Here is a 20428-nt window from a genome sequence, read left to right as displayed (position 1 = left end):
CGGTGCGGTCGCGGCACCGCAACGGTGCCGGGTGCGCCGCGGCCCAGTGGTTGTAGTATCCACTACGGTCTGGTTGTCATGTTGATACATATGCTACAGATAGGTGTCGTGGCAACCCGCGCCGAAAGGAAAACCGTTGAAGACAGCACAGCCCGCCACGTCGGGCGCCCGGATTCTCCACCCGACTGAGTTCTTCCACTCCGGCGTCACCGCCTTCTTCGCCCTCCAGAGCGACCAGCGCTTCTCCTACTGCCTTTACGTGCCGACCGCACACCAGCAGGCCACCGAGCCGCTGCCCCTGGTCGTCGTCGTGCACGGCACCAACCGCCTCGCGGAGCGGTACCGCACCCACTTCCGTGACTTCGCCGAGGAGCACGGCTGCATCGTGCTCGCGCCCCTCTTCCCGGCGGGCGTCGCCGATCCGGAGGACCTGCACGGCTACAAGCGCCTCCTGCACCAGGGCATCCGCTACGACACGGTCCTGCTGGACATCGTCGAGCAGATCGGCAGCCGCTACACCGTGGACACCACGCGCTTCCTGCTGCACGGTTTCTCCGGCGGCGGTCAGTTCGCGCACCGGTTCGCCTATCTGCACCCCGAGCGCCTGACCGCGCTGTCCGTGGGCGCTCCGGGCCGGATCACCCGCATCAACCCCGAGGTGCCGTGGTGGCTCGGCACGGCCGACGTCGCCGAGCGGTTCGGCCGGGAGATCGACTTCGACGTCCTGCGCACGGTGCCGGTGCAGATGCTCGTCGGCGACGCCGACACGGACACGTGGGAGATCGCCGAACCCGGGCTCGACGCCGGCGGCGACACCCGGATCGAGCGCATGATGGCCCTGCGCGACAACTGGGAGCGGCACGGCATCCGCGTACGCTTCGACCTCATACCCGGCATGGGGCACAGCGGTTCGGCGGCGCTACCGCACGTGCAGCGTTTCTTCGCCGGCATTCTCGAGCCCTCGGGAGCCGGCCGAACCGCGTGACGCGCCTCAGGCGAACACGCCGCCGCCACCCAGTACACGCTGGGCGAAGCGCTCGCCCATCCTCCGGTAGCCGGCGGCATTGGGATGGATGCCGTCCGGCATGTCCTCGGCGTCCCGCGGGCCGAACAGCTCACGCCCGTCGAGGTAGTGCAGGTGGGGGTCGCCGCCGCTGCGCCGGCTGAGCACGATGGACTCCAGCGCCTCGCGGACCATGGCCAGGGTCAGCGGGGCGAGACCTGCCTCGCCGGGGTCCCCCGGCTCCTCGTCCGGCCTGCCGTCACCGGCCTTCGTGTGCTCCGCGCCGAAGCCCGCTGCCGCCGGGGCGTCCGGGCGCACCGACTCGAGGCGTGGACAGAACACCGGCGAGATGACCAGGATCGGGGTGTCCGGGTGGCCGCCGCGCACGGTGTCGAGGAAGCCGTGCACCGCGGGACCGAAGGTGCGCAGCTTGAACGCGGCCTTGAGCACGGGGTTCACGCCCAGCTTGAGGCTGATCAGATCGGCCGGCAGATCACGGATCGTCCGGGCGACGTACGGATCCAGCATGCCGTTGCCCGCCATGCCCAGGTTCACCGGCTCCAGCCCGCCCAGCGCAGCCGCCACCGCGGGCCAGGTGCCGGTGGGCCCGTCGGCCTGGGTGCAGTGGCTGATCGAGCTGCCGTGGTGCACCCAGCGGGGCCGGCCGGACGGCTCGGGCGGCGACACCTGCGCGTCGGCGCGCAGGGCGAGGAGTTCGCACGGAGTCTGCTGGGGCAGCCACAGCTCGATCTCCTTCACGCCCTCGGCCAGCCCCGGAAATCGAACGGTGGCCGGCTCACCCGGGACCTCGCGTGCCGCAGCCCGGGCGTGGGCGAGCCTCAGCACCCGGCCCACGGGAGCGTCCGCCCGCGCCACGAGCCGGCCGTCCACGACGAGTTCGAGCACGCCGGCAGGTGTGGGAGCGACCGATCCGTCGAACTGGCGGACGGTGGTGAGCAGGTCGAGCTCCAGCGTCCGGGCGGCGGTGCGGAAGGCCAGTCGTACGCCCGAGGGCATGGCCGACACGAAGTCCATGAAGGCGTCCGGGTACTGCTGTCGTGTCCAGGCCGGCAGCCGTCGTGGCAGCAGTCCGCCGCCGGGCCGCTGCTCCAGGTCCAGTGCCCCTCTGAACAGGACTGGACCGCCGGCCAGCGGTATCTCGTGCATGGGCGATGCCTCCTGCTCTCGTGGTCCCGGTGGTCCAAGCCACCGGTGTCCACCGCGCTGTGACGGCGGCGCGGCCGCGAGCACGGTGGCCGACCGATCGGCTGTCCGGCGCGGCCGGGGGAGCGGGCGGGCCGTTCGCCCGGTGTCGGGGGACGGTACCGCACACGTTCCGCGGCCGGGCGGCGGGGCCCGCGCGGCGCGCGGGCGTGGTCACAGACTGATCGGGCCGGCCTCCACCAGCAGCGCGGGTGCCACGACACTCTCCATGAACACGGCCTCGCCGCGCTCGCGGCGGCTGCCGACGGCCAGCACGGCGTCGAGCACTTCGTCCATGCGGAAGGTGAGACGCACCGAGGGCTGCCAGGCCACCGGTTCGCAGTCGTGGATCCAGTACGTGGTGTCCCGCGTCGTACCGGTGACGAGAGTGTCCTTGGGATGCAGGATGCGCAGGTAGTCGAGGCGGCTGATCACCAGTCCGGTGCCGCAGACGGCGGCCAGCTCCTCCTCGGTGCGGTCGCCGCCCGCCAGGAAGAGGTGCGACGGCGAGGGATCCGCGCCGAAGCGCCAGCCGGCCGGCACCGCGTGGCCGGTGGACGAGCCGTCCGTCACGTCGGCGTGCTTGAGGTCCGACACCACGCCGGTGAGCACACCGCGGTCGATCAGCCGGGTCGGCCGGCGTGGGGTGCCTTCAGGATCGAAGCCGCTGGCGAGGCCGGCCTGGTCGGTGCCGTCGTCGGTGAGGGTGAGCAGGTCGCTGGTGACCCTGCTGCCGATGCGGCCGGCCACCGCAGTGCGTCCTTCGGCGTATCCGGCGGCGCCCAGGGCGACATAGCCGTACGTGGCCAGCAGGGTGATCACCGCCTGGGGTCGCAGCAGGACCCGGAACGTGCCGCTGACGGACTCGCGTTCGGGCAGGTCGGTCAGGTCGTCAAGGAGCCGGCGGGCCACGTCGGTGGGGTCGATGCGGGCGGCGTCCCGATGGACGACGCGCACGCTCGACGACCTGCCGTCGCGTTCGGCGATCGCCTGCAGCGACGCCTTGGTAAGGGTCTCCTCGCGATACAGGCCGCTGTGGTCGGCGACCACCCGGTGGATCACGTCGTGCCGGATGGACCCGCCCAGCTGGGCCGTGTCGGCCAGGCCGTCCCGCACGGCGCTGAACCACGCATGGCGCTCGGCCGGTCCGGCGCTGAGCGTGGCGGTGCCCACCTCGGGTGCGACGGGGTCGGCGGCGCTGCGTGGGAAGGCGTCGGGTTCGCCGGAGGGCGCCGGAAGCAGGGCCAGGGCGGAGCGGAGCCGATCGGAGAGGGCCCTGACCTCGGTGGGTTCGAGGGTCTCCAGGGTCCCCAGGGCCGTTCTGCCGCCCTCGGTGAGGCGCACCCGCACGCGCAGGCGCTCCTCGCTGTGCTGGGCGGTGACCTGGGAACGGGCGTAGCGCAGCAGGCCGGTTCGTTCCTGAGAGAGGTCGACATGGGCACCCCGCCCCATGATGTCGAGCGCGGACCGGACCTGACGGGGATCGATGCTCATCGCGTGCCTATCTGGACGTTGCGGAAGCGGGCCGGGACCGTGCCGTGACCGATGTGGGCGACCTGGAGCGGTTCGCCCTTGTTGCAGGAGGGGATGCCGTGGACCTGGAACTCGTCGTGGTTGCCCAGGGCGTCGCAGTCGGCCCAGAACCTGGGTGTGACACCGCTGTAGGTGCAGTTCTTCAGCAGGCGGCCGAGCTTTCCGTCGCGGATCTCCCAGCCCGCCTCGGCGCCCAGCCGGAAGGACAGCCGCTGGTCGTCGATGGAGACGCTCTTGGTCATGTCCATCAGCACGCCGCGCTTGGTGTCGGCGATCATCTCGGCGAGCGAGGAGTCACCGGGTTCCAGGCAGAGGTTGGTCATCCGGACCAGCGGGATGCGCTGCCAGCCGTCGGCGCGGGCCGCTCCCGAGGACTCCTGGCCGAGCGCCGCGGCCGACTCCCGGCCGGAGAGGTAGCCGGTGAAGACGCCGTCCTTGACGAGTTCGGTGCGCTGCGCGGCGACGCCCTCGTCGTCGTATGCGTAGCTGCCCAGGGCGCCGGGGATGGTGGCGTCGGCGTGGACGGAGACGATGGGGGAGCCGAAGCGGAAGGTGCCGCGGCGCTCGGGCGAGGCGTAGGTGCCGCCCGCGAGGCTGACCTCGGAGCCCAGGGCCCGGTCGGCTTCCATCGGGTGGCCGGCGCACTCGTGCAGCAGCATGGCGAGCTGGGCGCCGGTGATGACCAGCGTGCTGGTCTCGTCGGGGCACTGCGGGGCGGACAGCAGGGCGACGGCGTCGGCGCCGACCCGGGCTGCCTCCTCCACCAGGCACAGGGCGGGGATGTGCTCGTAGCCGGCGGTGGCGAACTGCCCGCGCTGGCCGCGGATGGAGCGGGGCACGGCCTGCGGGAACGAGCGCCGCTGGACGTCGTCGCCGTCGGAGGCGACGGCCATGAGGCCGGCGCCGCTTTCGGTGATGGTCTGTTCGATCAGGGCGCCCTCGGTGTTCGCGAAGACTTTGTCGTCGCGGAAGAAATCCATCGAGGCCTCGATCTGACGCAGCAGCGGACCGGCGGTGCTCGCCTCGGCCACGGCCGCCGCGAGCAGGTCGAGCTTGCTGGACAGCGGCACCGTGAACGGGTCGACGGACATCGGGGAGGACCAGCGGGCGCGGGTGGTGACCGGCTGGCCGAGTGCGATCTTCGCTCCGCCGCCGGCGGCGCGGGCCTGTGCGACGGCTTCGGTGACCGCGTCCGTAAGGCCCTTGCGGTCCAGGCGGTGGGTGGCCGCGAAGCCCCACTGACCGCCGATGACGACGCGGACACCGACGCCCAGCGAGTTCTCCCGCATGACGTCGCCGGGGCCCTCATGTTCGACGAGGACCAGCTCGTGGGTGCGCTCGACGACCCGGACGTCCGCGTATGCGACGTCCCTGGGCAGCAGGCCCAGGACCGTCTCCGCAGTGTCTTTCACAGTGTGTCTTACCCTTCGATCGGGGTGCTGCGCCGGGCAGTGCCGAGCGGGCACCGGGCGTGAGGTGCGCAAGGGCTCCAGAAGGCCGGGCACTTCTCGAAGGTAGCGTTTGCTACAGAACTTGACAACGAGTGTTGTAGACATTTCAGAGAGGTTTGAAGTATCTCACTACAGGTATTGACTCAACTTGTAGTGATTACTACAGTTCCACCACCCGGCGAGGCCAACTCCCGGTTGATCTGGCCCTTCTTCCAATCGAACCGACGGCGGACAGCGCGCCTCACTCGCCCCAGGAAGTTCTCATGCCCGAGCAACTCCTCTTCATCGACCTGACGAGTGCCGATCCACGAGAGCGCGGCCGGCAGTACGGCGCGGCCGCGCGCGAACTGATAGAACGCTCCATCGACTTCTACGCGGACCTGTTCCTGCGCACCGCCGGACTCCAGTGGACCGAGGCCACCACCAGGGCCCGCGCCTGGATACCGCTCATCGACGACTACTTCCCCGGCATCCTCGACGAGATCCGCGGGATCGCCGAGGGCGCCGGACGCGACTTCGAGGAAATCCTCGCCCTCAACGCCCGCTTCGAACTGAGCCAGTCCAACCCCTTCGACGACAAGGCGGACGAGGGCTGCACCTCCTTCGCCCTGCTGGAAGAGGCGAACGGCCTCGAGCACGTGCTGTGCGGTCAGAACTGGGACTGGCGCGAGCAGGTGGCGGACACCGTCGTCGTACTGCGCGTCCAGCAGCCCGGCCGGCCGGCCCTCATCACCCAGACCGAGGCCGGACAGATCGGTCGGCACGGCGCCAACTCGGCCGGTATCGGCCTGAACGCCAACGGACTCGGAGGCGGATTCGACGCCGGACTCAGCGTGCCCGGCACCTTCGTCCGCCGCAGGATCCTCGAGTCCTGGGACGTGTACGACGCCCTGCGGGCCGCGTTCCAGGTCACCCAGTCCGCCCCCAGCAACCTGCTGATCACCCATCGCGACGGATTCGCCATCGACCTGGAGACCACCCCGGGCCGGCACGGCTGGATGTACCCCACACGAGGACTGCTGGTCCACGGCAACCACTTCCAGGCCTTCGTCCCGCCCCAGATCGAGAAGACCTACCGGCCCTTCTCCGTCGACTCGCTCTTCCGCGTTCCCCGCGTCGAGAACGGGCTCCGGGCCGCACGGACGGTCACATCCAGGGCCCAGCTGCGCGCCCTCGTCCGTGACGTGATGAGCGACCACTTCGCCCACCCCAACTCGGTGTGCCAGCACGCCGATCCACGGCGCCACGAGGCCGACCGCTACCAGACGGTCGTCTCCAGCCTGGTGGACCTCAGCACCGGCGAGTACCTGCTGACCGCGGGACTTCCGTGCGAGAACGACTACGTCCAGGTGCCCTGGAACATCTACGACGGGCCAGAGGCACCGACTCGCCCGGCATGGGGTGACTCCTCGTCTCCCGCTCCGCCCGCGGTGGCCCACACGGGCTGACCGCACGACGAAGGCACCCGCACGCCACGTCCCCGTCCCTCACCCCTGGAGCCTCGATGTCCCCTTCCCCCCGTCGCCGTTCACCGAGACGACCCGCAGCGGCACTCGGCGCCGCCCTCACCCTCGCCGTCCTCACCGCCGGCTGCGGCGGCACCGCAGGATCCGCCGGATCCGCCGTCAAGGGCGACAGCGCCAAGGGCGGCGGACAGGCCGCCGCCCGGCCCAAGGCCGAAGCGAACGACGCCATCTGCGGTCAGAACAGCCGCCCCATCAAGCACGACCTCGGCACCACCACGATCACCGGCAAGCCCAAGCGCGTCGTCGCTCTCGAGTTCTCCTTCGTGGACGCGCTGGTGAACGCCGGCGTCAAGCCCATCGGCATCGCGGACGACGGGAAGCCGGACCGGATCCTCAAGCCGCTGCGCGACGCCGTGGGCGACTACACCTCGGTCGGTCTGCGGCAGTCCCCGAACCTCCAGGTCATCAAGTCCCTCAAGCCCGACCTCATCCTCGCCGACAGTCAGCGCGACGCGGCCGTCTACGATCAGCTGCAGAAGATCGCCCCGACGGTGGCCCTCGGCAGCAACGCCGCCGATTACGACCGGGTCATGCAGAGCGAGGTCGTGGTCGGCGAGGCGGTCGACGAGTGCGACAGGATGACCGCCGCGCTCGGCAAGCACAAGAAGGCCATGGCCGACCTCAAGGCCAAGATCCCCCCCGGTGACAAGCGCAGGATCGTCTTCGCCATCACCTACGACAAGGGTGTCAGCGCCCAGACCCAGCGGGCCTTCGCCCCCACTGTGCTGCGCGGTCTCGGACTGACGACCGTGCCCTCGACCAAGGGCCAGGACGCCACCTTGAGCATGACCCTGGAGTCCATGGTCACCCTCGCCCCCGACGTGCTGTTCATGGCGCGCAACACGCCCAGGACACTCAGCGACCAGTGGCAGTCAAGCCGGCTGTGGAAGCAGATCCCGTCCGTCAAGAACAACAAGACGTACGTGGTCGACGGCACCGTCTGGTCCAAGAGCAGGGGCACCTTCGCCGCCGAGATGATCGCACGCGAGGCGATCGAGAAGCTCTTCCCCGCCTCATGAACGCCACCACCGCCGCGATGCGGCCGTCCCTGGCCGGGGATGCCGGCCGGGGACGGGGCCCCGGCATCGTCGTTGCGGCCGTCGCCGTCGTAGGAGTGGCCCTGCTGGCTGTCGGCATCCTGTGGGCCCTGTCGATCGGCAGCGAACAGATCAGTTGGTCGTCCGTGGTGCACTCCTGGTTCTCGGCCGACTCCCCGGCCGAGCAGATCGTCCGCACCATCCGGCTGCCGCGGGTGCTGCTCGCGGCCCTGGTCGGCGCCAACCTGGCGGTGTCCGGCGCGGTGATGCAGGCGATCACAGCCAACCCCATCGCCTCGCCCGACATCATGGGCGTCAACTCCGGCGCGGCGATGGTCGTCGTCGCGGCCATCACCATCGTGCCGACCATGGCCGGCGCCCCCTCCATCCTCCTCGCCTTCGGCGGCGCGGCGGCGGCAGGCATCACCGTGATGGTCCTGGCGGGCATGGGAACGGGCAAGGTCAGCCCGGTGCGGCTCGCCCTGGCCGGAGTCACGGCGAGCACCCTGCTCGTCTCCCTCACCCAGGTGCTCGTGATCTTCAATGAGAACGACACCCAGTCGGTGCTGTTCTGGCTGGTCGGCGGTGTCAACTTCGCCCAGTGGCACGACATCGGCACCGTCCTGCCGTGGACCGTGGCCGGGCTGCTGGTCGCCCTCGCTCTCGCCAGGTCGCTCAACATCCTCGCTCTCGGCGAGGACATGGCGCGCGGCCTGGGCCAACACGTGGAGCGCACCCGCGCGTTCGGCGCCGCCGTCGTGATCGTGCTGTGCGGTGCCTCGGTCGCGGTGGCCGGCCCGGTCGCCTTCATCGGACTGATCGCTCCGCACATCACGCGTAAACTCGTCGGCTCCAACTACCTGCGCGTCCTGCCCGTCTCGATGCTGGTCGGCGCTGTCCTCACCGTCTACGCCGACATCGGCTCCCGCTATGTGAACCCGCCCTTCGAGGTACCCACCGGCGTGGTGACCGCCCTCGTGGGAGCGCCGATCTTCATCTACCTCGCCCGACGGCAGAAGGTGACGCGATGACCGTCAACGTAGCCATGGGACGGCCCGTGCGCCGCACCGCCGTCGCGGCCCGCAGACCCTGGATCCTGGTCGGCTCGCTGCTCGCCCTGGCCGTGGTCTGCACCCTCGTCAGCCTGACGATCGGCGCCACGCGGATCCCGTTCTCGGACGTCCTGACCGCACTGTCCGGACGGCGCACCACCGACGGGGCCGAGGTCGTCCTCGACTTCCAGCTGCCACGGGTGCTGCTGTGCTGGGTGGTCGGCATCGGCCTCGCCGTCTCCGGCGGGGTGATGCAGGGCGTGGTCCGCAACCCGCTGGCCGCTCCCGACATCATCGGGGTGACCAAGGGCGCCGGCTTCGCCGGCATGCTCCTCGTGCTGACCCTGCCCGGCGCCTCCGTCGCCCTGGTCCCGCCGGCGGCCTTCGCCGGTGGTGTGGCCGGCGCGGGACTGGTGTACCTCTTCGCCTACCGGCGCGGGGTCTCCCCGGTCCGGCTCGCGCTGGTGGGCATCGCCGTCAGCGCCACCTTCGAGGCGGGCATCCGCTATCTGCTCGTCAAGTACCCGCTGGATGTCAACGCCTCCCTGATCTGGCTCACCGGCAGCCTTTTCGGACGGTCGATGGACACCGTCTGGATGGCCGTGCCGTGGATCGCGGTGCTCGTACCGACAGTGCTTGTGATGGCGCGCCGGCTCGACGTCCTCGGCCTCGGTGACGACCTGGCGACCGGGCTCGGCGAACCGGTGGAGCGCACCCGCCGCAACCTGCTGCTGCTCGGTGTGGCGCTCGCGAGCGTCTGCGTCGCCGTCGCCGGGACCATCACCTTCGTCGGGCTGATCGCACCGCACATCGCCCGGCGCCTGGTCGGCGGCCGTCATGTGGTGCTGCTGTCGGCCGCGGCCATGATCGGCGTGCTGCTGATGCTGCTCGCGGACACCGTGGGCCGCGGCCTCGCCCCGCCCCTGGAAATCCCCGCGGGCGTGGTCACCGCCGTCATCGGCGGACCGTACTTCCTGTATCTGCTGGTCAAGCTGGGCAAGTAGGAGCCACCGATGAGACTGCAGGCACAAAACGTGCAACTCGCCTACGACGCCCGCGTGATCGCGGAGAACCTCAGCCTGACCATCCCGGACGGCAAGGTGAGTGTCCTGATCGGGCCCAACGGCTGCGGCAAGAGCACGGCGCTGCGCGCGCTGGCCCGGCTGCTGCCGCCGCGCACGGGCCAGGTCGTCCTCGACGGCAAATCCATCCAGAAGACACCGACCCGGGAAGTGGCCCGGCTGCTGGCGATCCTGCCGCAGGTCCTCACCGCCCCCGAGGGCATCACCATCGAGGACCTCGTGTGCTTCGGCCGCCATCCGCACCGCTCCTCGCTGAAGGTCCCCTCGGAGGCGGACCGCGAGGCCGTGGAGTGGGCCATGGAGGTCACCGGCGTCGCCGAGATGCGGCACGCCCATGTGGACCAGCTCTCCGGTGGTCAGCGGCAGCGCGTGTGGATCGCGCTCTGCCTCGCGCAGGAGACCGACATCATCCTGCTGGACGAACCCACCACCTACCTCGACGTCGCCTACCAGCTGGAGGTGCTGGACCTGCTCGCGGACCTCAACCGCGACCACGGCACGACGATCGCGATGGTCCTGCACGACTTCAACATGGCCGCGGAGTACGCCGATCACATCTTCGTGATGCACTCCGGCGCGCTCGTCGCCGAGGGCACCCCCGCCGAGGTCCTCACGCCCGAGCTCATCCACCAGGTCTTCGGCGTGGAGTCACGGGTGGTGGATCATCCCGTCAGCGGCAAGCCGCTGTGCATCCCGGTCCGCCAGGAACGGGTCGCCCGGCCCGCGCCCGGACGGCGCGGGGCCAAGGCGGCCGCCGGCGCCTCCTGACCGGCCCCGCGACGGCCCCCTCCGCACTCATCTCCCCGCATCCATCCCCCATCCCTTCCATCCGTATGTCCTGCGCACCACGAGAACGGACCACACACGCATGTCATCGACCGTCGACAGCCGCATGCCCGAACTGCATCACGCCCACCGGGACGTGACCGGCGGTTGGCTGCGCCCCGCCACCTTCGGCGTGATGGACGGCCTTGTCTCCAATTTCTCCCTCGTCGCCGGCGTGGTCGGCGGCGGCGCCTCGGCACATGCCGTGATCCTCACGGGCCTGGCCGGACTGGTCGCGGGCGCCTGCTCCATGGCCACCGGCGAGTACACGTCGGTGTCCTCGCAGCGCGATCTGGCACATGACGAGATCGCCACCGAGCGGCGCGAACTGGAGGCCAACCCCGACGAGGAACTCCGTGAACTCACCCTGATCTACGAGGACAAGGGACTGCGCCCGGAACTGGCCGCCGAGGTCGCACGCGAGATCACCGCCCAGCCCGAGGTGGCCTGGCGCGTACATGTGCGCGAGGAACTGGGCATCGACCCCGACGACCTGCCCTCGCCCTGGACGGCGGCCGCCTCCTCGTTCGCGGCCTTCGCGATCGGCGCCCTGGTCCCGCTGCTGCCGTTCTTCCTCGGGGCCTCGGGCATCGTTCCGGCGCTCGTGATCTGTGCCCTGGCGCTGGTCGTGACCGGCGGTGCCATAGCCCGCCTGACCGCACGCCCCATGTGGTTCGGCGGACGGCGCCAGCTGCTGCTCGGCGGCATGTCCGCCGCGGTGACCTACGGCGTCGGTCTGCTCGTGGGAACGGGCGTTTCATGACCGAGCCCCTGATACCCCCCGGCGGCGGTGCGGCGTCGGGACTGCGCACCGTCGCTCTGGTCAAGCAGGTGCCGCTGGACGGCGGCTCCGGCGATCTCGATCCGGACGGGCGGCTCAGACGCATCGGCCAGGACGCGGAGATGAATCCCTGGTGCCGACGTGCCGTGACCCAGGCGGTCCGGCTCGCGGCCGGGCCCGGCGGGCACAGCACCGCCGTCACGATGGGACCGTCCCGCGCCGTGGACGTGCTGCGCGAAGCGCTCGCCTGCGGCGTGCAGAGCGCCCTGCACCTGACCGATCCCGGCTGGGCCGGCGCGGACTGCCTCGTGACGGCCAAGGCGCTGGCCGCGGCACTCGAGGCGCACACCGACGCCGAAGCGATCCTTGTCGGCCGCAGTTCCGTCGACGGCAACACCACCGCCATCGGCCCCATGGTGGCCGAACTGCTCGGCCTGCCGTTCGTCGGGGCGGCCCTCGACATCGATGTCGCCGAGGAGGGCGGCGTCCGCGTCCTGCGCACCACGCTCCAGTCCGAGGAGGGCCGGCGTGCGGTGCGGGTGGCGCTGCCCGCCGTGATCGCCGTCGCCGAGCGCTCGTGCCGGGGGGCCAAGGCGCCGTCCGACATCTGGCCCGGTACCGACCGGATCCGTACGGTGTCGCGGCAGGACCTTGGGCACACGGGCCCTGTGACCAGCCCGACCCGGGTGACGGGCGTACGCCGGCAGGCGCGGGTGCGCACACCGGTGGTGCTGTCCGGCACCCTCGACGAGCAGGTGGAGCAGGCCCTCGATCTCTGGGAGTCCCGGACGCAGCCGGCTGCCGCGGCCGACCGCGAGCCCGTGCCGCCACGGCACCGCGCCACGGCCTTCGAACGGATCCTGGCGCTGACCGGGCCGCCGGAGACGGCCGAGCCCCGAGCACTCCTGGGGGAGGCCGCGGCCGTGGCCGCACGCTTCGGCGCCCGGGTCACCGCCGTCGCCCTGCCGGGCGCCGACACTCGCGACTTCGGGGCGTGGGGGTCCGACGAACTGCTCGTGCTGAACGGCGACGCGCCCCGGTCGGCGGCGGCCGCCCTGCACGCCTGGATCATGGAGCACGGCCGCCCGCCGGCCCTGCTCGGCTCCGCCCGCTCGTGGGAGCGCGAGGTGCTGAGCCGGCTCGCCGTACGTCTGGACAGCGGGCTGATGTCCGACCTCGTCGCGATCGAGGCCCGCGACGACGGCCTCGGACCGTGGCTGGTCGGGACGAAGCCGTCCGGCCAGTCCGCCCTCGCGGAGATCGGCAGCCTCAGCACCGTGCAGATCGCGACCCTGCGCACGGGTAGCCTGCCGCTGCGCACACCGCGGCCGGGTGCCGGGCCGTTGCCCATGCGGCAGCTGGACGTGGCGCCGGACCCTGCGCTGCGAGCCGGGCCGCTCGTGCCGGACGCGAACTACGACGCACTGGAGCGGGCCCGGGTCGTCATCGGTGTCGGACAGGGGGTGGATCCGGTCCGGTACGCCGAGCTGGAGCCGCTGCGCCTGCTGCTGGATGCCGAGCTCGCCGCCACCCGCAAGGTGACCGACGCCGGCCGGCTGCCGCACTCACGCCAGCTCGGGGTCACGGCCCGCGCCGTCGCACCCGAGCTGTACCTCGCGCTGGGCATTTCCGGCAGCACCAACCACATGAGCGGAGTGGAGCGGGCGGCGACCGTGCTGGCCGTCAATCACGACGCCGGGGCGCCTGTCTTCCAGCAGTGCGACATCGGGATCGTCGCCGACTGGGCGGCGGCCGTGGAGGCGTTGTGCGCGGCCCTGGAGAAGCGCCGACGGCTGACCGATGGGCTATCCGGCGAGCGAGGCGACTAGCCTTGCGACATGGCCATCGACAACCGCACCGAGCCGCCCGTCACGGATCCGACACAGGGCCCCTGGCTGCTGCTGATCTACCGCGTCCCGAACGAGTCGTCGGGGGCGCGCGTGGCGGTGTGGCGGCAGCTGAAGCGGCTGGGCGGCTTCTATGTGCAACAGGCGGTGTGTGTACTGCCCGACCGCGGGGAGCTCAGGGAGAAGCTGAGCCGGATCCGCGAGCGCATCGACGAGCTGGGCGGCTCCAGTGTCTTCCTGACTCTCACCGATGCCGAGGAGGACGCTCGCGTCCAGTTCGTCGAAGGCCTGCGCGGCCAGTCGGCGAAGGAGTACGCGGAGATCGTCGAGGAGTGCGAGACCAAGTTCTTCAAGGAGATCGAGTTCGAGCGCTACCGCGACAACTACACCTTCGAGGAGGCGGAGGAGATCCGCCAGGACCTGGAGAAGCTGAAGCGCTGGCTGCGCAAGGTCGAGGCGCGGGACTGGATGGGCGCCGACGGCAAGGAGCTCGCCCGGCAGAAGGTCGCCGAGTGCGAGCGGATGCTGGAGGAGTTCGAGGCGGACGTCTATGAACGGACCGTCAGCGAGGCGGGATGAGCCGCCGCCCCAGCCGGGCGGCGGCTCAGGTGCGGCGCCGTCCCCCCTTGCGGGTGCCGCCCGCTTCGTGTGCCCGTGCCGCGAAGCGGGCGTCGAGCAGTTCCCTGAGCTGGTTGCGTTTGTCGAAGGTACGGATAGCCCGCTCCTCGTCGCGTGCCGCCACGGCCAGGGTGAGTGCCTCCAGCACGATCAGGAACATGCTCTGGCCGCCGTACATCTCCGGCCGGCCCGTCGGGGCGGTCAGCACGGCGTCGGTCCGCTCGTCCAGCGCCTCGCGCAGGGTGTCGGTCAGCAAAACGGTGCTTGCTCCCGTGTCCGCGGCGTGCTGGAGGGTCACTTCCAGCTCGGGCCGGATGCGGTTCTGCGCGATGATGAGGACCACGTCGTCGGGTCCGAGCGGCAACAGCCGGTCCACGAGCTGGAAACCGGTGTCGGAGGCCGGCCGGGCGCGGTAGCCGAGCCGGTTGAGCCGGGTCACGGTGTACTCGACGAGGCTCGCGTCCCCGCCCAGGCCCCACACCAGCGTCTCGTGGGCGTCCGCGACCAGCTCCACCGCCCGGCGGAAGTCCGCCGGGTCGAGGGTGCGCCCCAGCTCGTTGAGCAGGTCGGCCCGCTCGGCGAGCAGACTGCCCACCACGCCCTCGGGGCCCTCGCTGAAGTTGCTGATCGTGTTGTGCAGCAGGTGGGTCGGCGTCAGCAGGGTGCCGAGGTGCTCCTGGAGGGTGCGCTTGAGGCCCGGAAGCCCGTCGAACCCGAGGGACTTGGCGGTGCGTACGACACTGGCGTCACTGGTGCCGGTGGCCGTGGCGATCTCTTCCGCGGAGGAGAACGCCGCCTGCTGCGGATGCTCGCACAGGTAGGTGGCGACCTTGCGCTCGGTGGGAGTGAGCGACTCGTAGCGTGCGGTCACCCGCTCCTGCAGAGTGGGCAGTTTGCGGACAGCGGGCGTCACGGCTACGGCTCTCCTCGGGTCACCGGTGAACGGGCTGTAGCGGATACTACGCGCACCAGCCGGTTCACGACAAAGTGTCGAGGGGCGGGCCCGGAGTCCTCTCCGGGCCCGCCCGCCACGCTGTACCGCACGCTTCACGACTTGTTCGGCCTCACGTCGATGGCCAGGCTGATGGAGAAGGCGCCCACGAGCAGGACGCCGCCGACCACGGCCAGGGTGGCGTCCCCGAACAGGCCGAGCGAGAGGACCGTCAGCAGGACGGTCAGGGCCAGCACCACGGCGACCGCGATCTTCCAGTCGTCACCGATGACGAAGTCGTACCAGAACTGCCCGAAGGACTTCAGGAACCTCATCGCACGTTCTCCTCGAACGGACCGGCGAGGGCCGGTGTGCTGGTGCGGGGGGTGCGCAAGGCGCTCACGAAGACCCGGCTCAGGAGGAACCACACGATCAGCAGGCCGAGGATCGCCACGTCGTGGCCCGGCCACTCCAGGCTCTCCTGGCCGGCGCGGAAGATGCCGATCCCCTCCACCGCCCAGTAGGTGCCGAATGAGGCGAGCAGCAGGCCGACGCCGTACTTGAGCAGGTTCTCGTCGATCATCGACAGCGGGCGGCGCACCGCGAACGCGATGCCGAGCACGATGACCACCGCCGCCGCGGCGCCCACGCTGGCCGCGGGCACGTTGTCCGCGTTCAGGCCGAAGGTGATGACGATGAAGACGACCTCCATGCCTTCGAGGAACACGCCTTTGAAGGAGACCATGAAGGAGAACATGTCGAGCCGGCCGGTGCTGTGTCCCGCTGACTTGGCCGCCTCGACCTCCTCGCGGTAGATCGCGTCCTCGTCGTGGACGGCCTTGCGGCCCGACGAGCGCAGGATCGCCTTCCTCAGCCACTGCAGGCCGAATATCAGCAGCAGGCCGCCGATGACCAGTTGCAACGCGGCTTCGGGGAACCAGCGCCCGAGCGCGTAACCGGCGATCGATGTGACCACGGCGAGTACTGCCAGGGCGGCGGCCACTCCGGTGAGTGCCGAGCGCCAGCTTCGGGTGTAGCCCATCGCCATGACGATCGTCGTCGCTTCGACCATTTCCACGAAGCAGGCGACGAAGGTCGCGGTGATGAGTCCCCAGGTTGCCGCATCCACGGCGGCTCCTCTCCTTGGGTAAGATGAGATGCATCATCTGTTGCAATACAACGCTAGTTACATGCAACATATGTTGTCAATAATGGAGCGTCTCCGTTCGGGCGGGTGTCCGGGAGACGGGAATCAGGAGGGAGCGGAGCGGGTGGACAAGCTGAGACACGGGTCCGACGACTTCGGCACCGCGGGCACGCTCGCCCTCGGCGGTGAGCGGTACACCGTCCAACAGATCTCCGGCATCGCCCCGGCGGCCTGGCCGTACTCGATCAAGGTCCTGCTGGAGAACCTGCTGCGCCACGCGTACCTCGGTCAGGTGACGTCCGATCAGATCGAGTCGCTGCTCGGCTGGGGGAGCGCGGACTCCTTCGCACGGGCCGTCGACGTCCACCCGGCCCGCGCCTTCCTGCACGACACGAACGGGGTACCGGCCCTCGCCGATCTCGCCGCGCTGCGTGCGGCGGTGGCCGAACGCGGTGGCGACCCGGCGCGCGCCAACCCGGTCATCCCCGTCGAGTTGACGGTCGATCACTCGGTCGTCGCGGACATAGCGGGTCGCCCCGACGCGGTCGAGCGCAACGTTGCGCTCGAGTACGAGCGCAACGCCGAGCGCTTCCGCTTCCTGAAGTGGGGGCGCGACGTGCTGCGTGGCGTGGCGGTCGTGCCGCCGGGCACCGGCATCATGCACCAGGTCAACCTCGAGTATCTGGCCCGCGTGGTCGTGGCCCGTGACGGCTGGGCGTTTCCCGACCTGTGTCTGGGCACCGACTCCCACACGACGATGATCGGCGGCCTCGGCACCCTGGGCTGGGGCATCGGCGGCATCGAGGCCGAGGCCGCCATGCTCGGACAGCCCCTGTCTATGCTCATCCCTCCCGTGGTGGGCGTCCGGCTGGACGGCGAACTGCCCGAAGGCACCACCGCCACCGATCTGGTCCTCACGGTCACCGAACTCCTTCGCCGGCACGGTGTGGTGGGCAAGTTCGTGGAGTTCCACGGCCACGGCGTCGCTCGCCTCTCCTTGGCCGACCGGGCCACCCTGGCCAACATGGCCCCTGAGTACGGGGCGACCTGCGGGTACTTCCCGATCGACGACGAGACCCTGCGCTACCTGCGGTTCACCGGCAGAACGCCCGAGCATGTCGGCCTCGTCGAGGCCTATGCGAAGGAACAGGGGCTGTGGCACCGGCCGGACGCGCCGCCGAGCTACACCGAAACGCTCCGGCTCGACCTCTCCACCGTCGTGCCGTCCCTGGCGGGCCCCAGCCGCCCCCAGGACCGCGTGCCGCTGGCCCAAGTACGCGACACGGTGCGCGAGCGATCCGGCAGCGTTGACCGGGGGAGTGCCACTCGTCCCATCCCGGCCCGTCCCATCCCGGCACGAGACGACTCCCACAACACGGGCGGCCGGCTCCCGGATGCGGCCGTCGTGATCGCCGCGATCACCTCCTGCACCAACACCGCCAACCCATCGGTGATGATCGGCGCCGGCCTGCTCGCCCGCAACGCCGTCGAACGCGGACTGCGAACCAAGCCCTGGGTGAAGACCAGCCTGTCACTCGGCTCCCGCGTCGTCATGGACTACCTGGACACCGCCGGCCTGACGCCGTACCTGGAGAAACTGGGCTTCCACCTGACCGGCTACGGATGCATGACCTGCATCGGGGCCTCGGGACCCCTGGCCGACGGAGTGTCCGAGACGGTGCGCGAACAGGGCCTCGACGTCGCCGCAGTGCTGTCCGGCAACCGTAACTTCGAGGGCCGCATCCACCCTGACGCACGCATGAACTTCCTCGCCTCACCCCCGCTCGTCGTGGCATACGCCCTGGCCGGCAGCGTGGACACCGATCTGACCGCTGAAGCCCTCGGCCCCGACCAAAACGGGCACCCCGTTTTCCTGCGGGACATCTGGCCGACCGCCAACGAGATCCGGGATGTCGTCGAAACCGCGCTCGCACCGGACATGTTCGTCCGCGCCTACGCGGACGTCTTCACAGGTGACGCTCGCTGGGCGGCCCTTGACGCGCCGCCGGGTGAACTCTTCGACTGGCCCGACGACTCCACGTATCTGCTCCGTCCCCCGTTCCTGGACGGCGTGAGTGACGTGCCCGAGCCGGTGGTCGACATCCGGGGCGCGCGGGTGCTGGCGAGCCTCGGCGACTCCGTGACCACCGACCACCTCTCGCCGGCCGGGGCCATTCCCGTGCGGAGCCCGGCGGGTCGTTACCTCACGGCGCACGGCACACCGCGTGCAGGGCTCAACACATACGCCTCGCGCCGCGGCAACCACGAGGTGATGATGCGCGGTGCACTCGCGAACATCCGGCTGCGCAACCGCCTCGTCCCGGGAACCGAAGGCGGGTTCACTCGCGACTTCACGGCGGACGGAGCGGTCACCACCATCCATGAGGCGGCCGCTGCCTACCGGGCCGCCGGCATCCCGCACATCCTGCTGGCCGGCAAGGAGTACGGCACCGGCTCCTCCCGGGACTGGGCGGCCAAGGGCCCGGCACTGCTGGGCGTGCGGGCCGTGCTGGCCGAGTCCTTCGAACGCATCCACCGGTCGAACCTGGTGGGCATGGGCATACTGCCGCTCCAGTTCCTTCCGGGCGACAGCGTCACCGCACTGGGACTCACCGGGGAAGAGGTCTACGACATCGTCGGCCTCCCCGACGTCCTCGAGGACGACTGCGATGACAGCGGAGCCGCTCCCACGGTGCTGGTACGCGCGGACACCCGGACATTTCGAGCGGCGGTACGCCTGGACACGCCCCGCGAGCGGACCCACTACCGACACGGCGGCATCCTGCCCTACGTCCTGCGCGAATTCACCCGCGGGACACGGCCGTAGCGGCGCGAGCGGCCCGGCCGGGGTCGGCCCTCCAGCGCGGCCAGGTTCTCGGCGGCGAACCGCTTGCGCCAGCGCCGCACGGTGTCCAGGCGCACGCCAAGCGCGCGGGCAACGGCAGCACAACGAGGAAGAGGTCACGTACGGCATCGAGCACTGACCTCGGCTGCTCGTCGACGGGATCGAAGAGGATTCCGGGGCTCCTTGTCTGCTTCGCACCGGAGGCCGTCGCATCCAGGGGCATGCGCACACCGCACTCGCAGGCAGGCCGCCGTCCCAAGCACGAAAGGGGAGTGCCGCTGCGGAGCGGTTCAACTCGACACGAGCGGCGCCGATCCTGCGTAGATGGGCTGTAGATCAAAGCTGCAATACCATTTGTGGAGAAACAACGTGCTGATCGGCCCTGCGCGGACAGGGATTCGGAGGACATCGTGAACAATGGCAACTCTACGGTGCAAGGGGATGCCCAAGTGGCGCTTTTCGAGGCCATCGCGTCTCAAGCGCGACTGCAGGCGGAGCACAAGGACCACGGAGCGGTCGCAGCAGCCTTGAAGGACCTGGCAGAGGCGTTTGCCTGGGCTGCGAACCAGCACAAGAGCCCGAACGATCAGTGAAGGTTGCCGGCTCTTGAATGGCCAGTCGCTCACGCTGAGCGACCCCGTCACACTTGTTCGAACCTAGGAGACACGATGGCTGAAAGCGCTGACGACGAGTGGGGAGAGCAAACTCCAGATGCGGTCCTCCACACGGGCACGGAACAGTTGCCCGACCCAGAAGATGTGGTACTGGCATCCGGTCACGACATCACGCCGGAGAGGCTTGAACAGGCACGCCGTCTTCTCGATGAAGAGGGCGCTGCCGGCGTGGAAAAGTTGCTCCCCTGAAAGAGCATCGCTGCGACACCCGGGAGCCCCTGACGAGCTCGTGCACGGTAGGCGGTGAGACATCGAGTTCTCGATCGTCGATCATGGTCGTGTGGTGGGAACGCGTCTCGTGCGGCGATCGTCAGCGACCGGAGGATCACGGGCCTGTCAGCCGAGGTGGTCGCTGAACTCGTCACCGAGGCGGGCCCGTCGTGGCACGTACGACACCAGGCCCAGCTCGCGTCCACGCCACGGAAGCGGGCCGTGGGCGCGGGTGCGAAGCAACAGCTGGTGTTCGTCGACCGGCTCCTGGCCACGCTCGTGCATTTCCGCCACGTCACCACGCACGATGCGCCGGCCCGCTGGTTCGTCGTCGACCGCTCCACCATGACCCGCGCCATCGGCGAGGTGCGGCCGCTGCTCGCCGAGCGAGGCTGCACCATCAGCCGGGTGTGCGGCTGCGGACCCTGGCCGAGGTCGTCGACCATCTCGGTGCGAGCGGGAAGACCGGCATCATCGACGGAACCGAGTTCCGAGTCAGGCGCGCAACTGCCGGAGGCAGAGACCGGGACAAGTTCATCTCCGGCAAGAGCAAGCAGAACGCGGTCAAGACCATGCTGGTCACGGACGGCGACGGCCGGGTGCTCTTCTGCAGCCCGGCTCAGCACGGCAGCTGCGCGGACATCGCCCACGCCCGCCAGTTAG

Annotated in this window: 20 protein-coding genes and 2 pseudogenes; 14 read left to right on the top strand and 8 right to left on the bottom strand. The window is 70.2% G+C overall.

All coding sequences use genetic code 11. The annotated features are described in order from the left end of the window. The first annotated feature begins 136 nt into the window (after positions 1-136). Positions 137-985 (top strand): PHB depolymerase family esterase, encoded by an 849-nt coding sequence (locus R2S09_RS31780; RefSeq protein ID WP_306190724.1) that lies wholly within the window; start codon positions 137-139, stop codon positions 983-985. Positions 986-991: 6 nt separating this feature from the next. Here R2S09_RS31780 and R2S09_RS31775 read toward each other — a convergent pair whose 3' ends face one another. The 3 genes from R2S09_RS31775 to R2S09_RS31765 form a co-directional block, all read right to left on the bottom strand. Next, the gene (locus tag R2S09_RS31775) at positions 992-2170 is read right to left on the bottom strand and encodes a GDSL-type esterase/lipase family protein (protein ID WP_316744735.1); all 1179 of its coding nucleotides are present in this window, start codon (positions 2168-2170) and stop codon (positions 992-994) included. Positions 2171-2380: 210 nt separating this feature from the next. After that, the gene (locus R2S09_RS31770) at positions 2381-3700 is read right to left on the bottom strand and encodes a metallopeptidase TldD-related protein (protein WP_316744734.1); all 1320 of its coding nucleotides are present in this window, start codon (positions 3698-3700) and stop codon (positions 2381-2383) included. Further along, positions 3697-5151, bottom strand: a complete 1455-nt coding sequence (locus R2S09_RS31765; RefSeq protein ID WP_316744733.1) for a TldD/PmbA family protein — start codon at positions 5149-5151, stop codon at positions 3697-3699. Before R2S09_RS31765 ends, R2S09_RS31770 begins: the two co-directional genes overlap by 4 nt. Before the next feature lie 302 nt (positions 5152-5453). On the opposite strand from R2S09_RS31765, the gene R2S09_RS31760 reads away from it, so the two are divergent. The 8 genes from R2S09_RS31760 to R2S09_RS31725 all read left to right on the top strand — a co-directional run bounded on the left by R2S09_RS31760 (position 5454) and on the right by R2S09_RS31725 (position 13919). Further along, a complete protein-coding gene (locus tag R2S09_RS31760) occupies positions 5454-6638 on the top strand; it encodes a C45 family peptidase (RefSeq protein WP_306190728.1) in 1185 nt (394 codons plus the stop codon). A 56-nt stretch (positions 6639-6694) separates the two neighbouring features. Beyond that, the gene (locus R2S09_RS31755) at positions 6695-7735 is read left to right on the top strand and encodes a Fe(3+) dicitrate ABC transporter substrate-binding protein (RefSeq protein WP_316744732.1); all 1041 of its coding nucleotides are present in this window, start codon (positions 6695-6697) and stop codon (positions 7733-7735) included. Further along, positions 7732-8784 (top strand): iron ABC transporter permease, encoded by a 1053-nt coding sequence (locus tag R2S09_RS31750; RefSeq protein ID WP_306190730.1) that lies wholly within the window; start codon positions 7732-7734, stop codon positions 8782-8784. Before R2S09_RS31755 ends, R2S09_RS31750 begins: the two co-directional genes overlap by 4 nt. Beyond that, positions 8781-9809: an iron chelate uptake ABC transporter family permease subunit gene (locus tag R2S09_RS31745; RefSeq protein ID WP_316744730.1), complete on the top strand. Its 1029-nt coding sequence runs from the start codon at positions 8781-8783 to the stop codon at positions 9807-9809. The genes R2S09_RS31750 and R2S09_RS31745 overlap by 4 nt, the downstream gene beginning before the upstream one ends. Before the next feature lie 9 nt (positions 9810-9818). Next, positions 9819-10655, top strand: a complete 837-nt coding sequence (locus tag R2S09_RS31740) for an ABC transporter ATP-binding protein (protein ID WP_316744728.1) — start codon at positions 9819-9821, stop codon at positions 10653-10655. A gap of 100 nt (positions 10656-10755) precedes the next feature. Next, positions 10756-11475, top strand: a complete 720-nt coding sequence (locus R2S09_RS31735; RefSeq protein ID WP_306190733.1) for a VIT1/CCC1 transporter family protein — start codon at positions 10756-10758, stop codon at positions 11473-11475. Then, positions 11472-13322 (top strand): FAD-binding protein, encoded by a 1851-nt coding sequence (locus tag R2S09_RS31730; protein ID WP_316744727.1) that lies wholly within the window; start codon positions 11472-11474, stop codon positions 13320-13322. The genes R2S09_RS31735 and R2S09_RS31730 overlap by 4 nt, the downstream gene beginning before the upstream one ends. Positions 13323-13331: 9 nt before the next feature. Next, complete coding sequence (locus R2S09_RS31725) at positions 13332-13919, top strand: Chromate resistance protein ChrB (RefSeq protein WP_316744726.1); 588 nt, start codon at positions 13332-13334, stop codon at positions 13917-13919. 25 nt (positions 13920-13944) lie between these two features. Here the strand turns inward: R2S09_RS31725 and R2S09_RS31720 are convergent, their stop codons facing one another. The 3 genes from R2S09_RS31720 to R2S09_RS31710 all read right to left on the bottom strand — a co-directional run bounded on the left by R2S09_RS31720 (position 13945) and on the right by R2S09_RS31710 (position 16018). Then, on the bottom strand, positions 13945-14871 hold the full coding sequence (locus R2S09_RS31720) for a MurR/RpiR family transcriptional regulator (RefSeq protein ID WP_316744724.1): 927 nt from the start codon (positions 14869-14871) through the stop codon (positions 13945-13947). Between the two features lie 134 nt (positions 14872-15005). Then, positions 15006-15224, bottom strand: a complete 219-nt coding sequence (locus R2S09_RS31715; RefSeq protein WP_316744722.1) for a hypothetical protein — start codon at positions 15222-15224, stop codon at positions 15006-15008. Then, positions 15221-16018: a hypothetical protein gene (locus tag R2S09_RS31710; RefSeq protein ID WP_316744721.1), complete on the bottom strand. Its 798-nt coding sequence runs from the start codon at positions 16016-16018 to the stop codon at positions 15221-15223. Before R2S09_RS31710 ends, R2S09_RS31715 begins: the two co-directional genes overlap by 4 nt. A gap of 142 nt (positions 16019-16160) precedes the next feature. On the opposite strand from R2S09_RS31710, the gene acnA reads away from it, so the two are divergent. Continuing rightward, positions 16161-18863: an aconitate hydratase AcnA gene (acnA, locus tag R2S09_RS31705; protein WP_316744719.1), complete on the top strand. Its 2703-nt coding sequence runs from the start codon at positions 16161-16163 to the stop codon at positions 18861-18863. Here the strand turns inward: acnA and R2S09_RS31700 are convergent. Continuing rightward, a pseudogene (locus R2S09_RS31700) lies at positions 18824-18973 on the bottom strand (helix-turn-helix domain-containing protein); the annotation flags it as partial. The gene acnA and the pseudogene R2S09_RS31700 overlap by 40 nt on opposite strands. A 318-nt stretch (positions 18974-19291) precedes the next feature. On the opposite strand from R2S09_RS31700, the gene R2S09_RS31695 reads away from it, so the two are divergent. Next, positions 19292-19474, top strand: coding sequence for a hypothetical protein (locus R2S09_RS31695; RefSeq protein WP_306190740.1), 183 nt, complete (start codon positions 19292-19294; stop codon positions 19472-19474). 75 nt (positions 19475-19549) lie between these two features. Further along, complete coding sequence (locus tag R2S09_RS31690; protein ID WP_306190741.1) at positions 19550-19744, top strand: hypothetical protein; 195 nt, start codon at positions 19550-19552, stop codon at positions 19742-19744. A 147-nt stretch (positions 19745-19891) separates the two neighbouring features. Here the strand turns inward: R2S09_RS31690 and R2S09_RS31685 are convergent, their stop codons facing one another. Continuing rightward, complete coding sequence (locus R2S09_RS31685; RefSeq protein WP_316744717.1) at positions 19892-20050, bottom strand: hypothetical protein; 159 nt, start codon at positions 20048-20050, stop codon at positions 19892-19894. Between R2S09_RS31685 and R2S09_RS31680 the strand changes: the two are divergent. Then, positions 20015-20101 (top strand): annotated as a pseudogene (locus R2S09_RS31680) (hypothetical protein); the annotation flags it as partial. The gene R2S09_RS31685 and the pseudogene R2S09_RS31680 overlap by 36 nt on opposite strands. A 74-nt stretch (positions 20102-20175) precedes the next feature. Then, positions 20176-20428, top strand: a 253-nt coding sequence (locus R2S09_RS31675) for a transposase family protein (RefSeq protein ID WP_316744715.1), incomplete at its 3' end; no start/stop codon positions are given.

This window comes from Streptomyces sp. MK7 (genome assembly GCF_032658145.1).
In the GTDB taxonomy this organism is placed as follows: Bacteria; Actinomycetota; Actinomycetes; order Streptomycetales; family Streptomycetaceae; genus Streptomyces; species Streptomyces spiralis.
Note: the sequence above shows the minus strand (reverse complement) of the source record. Positions and strands in the feature narration are given on the sequence as shown.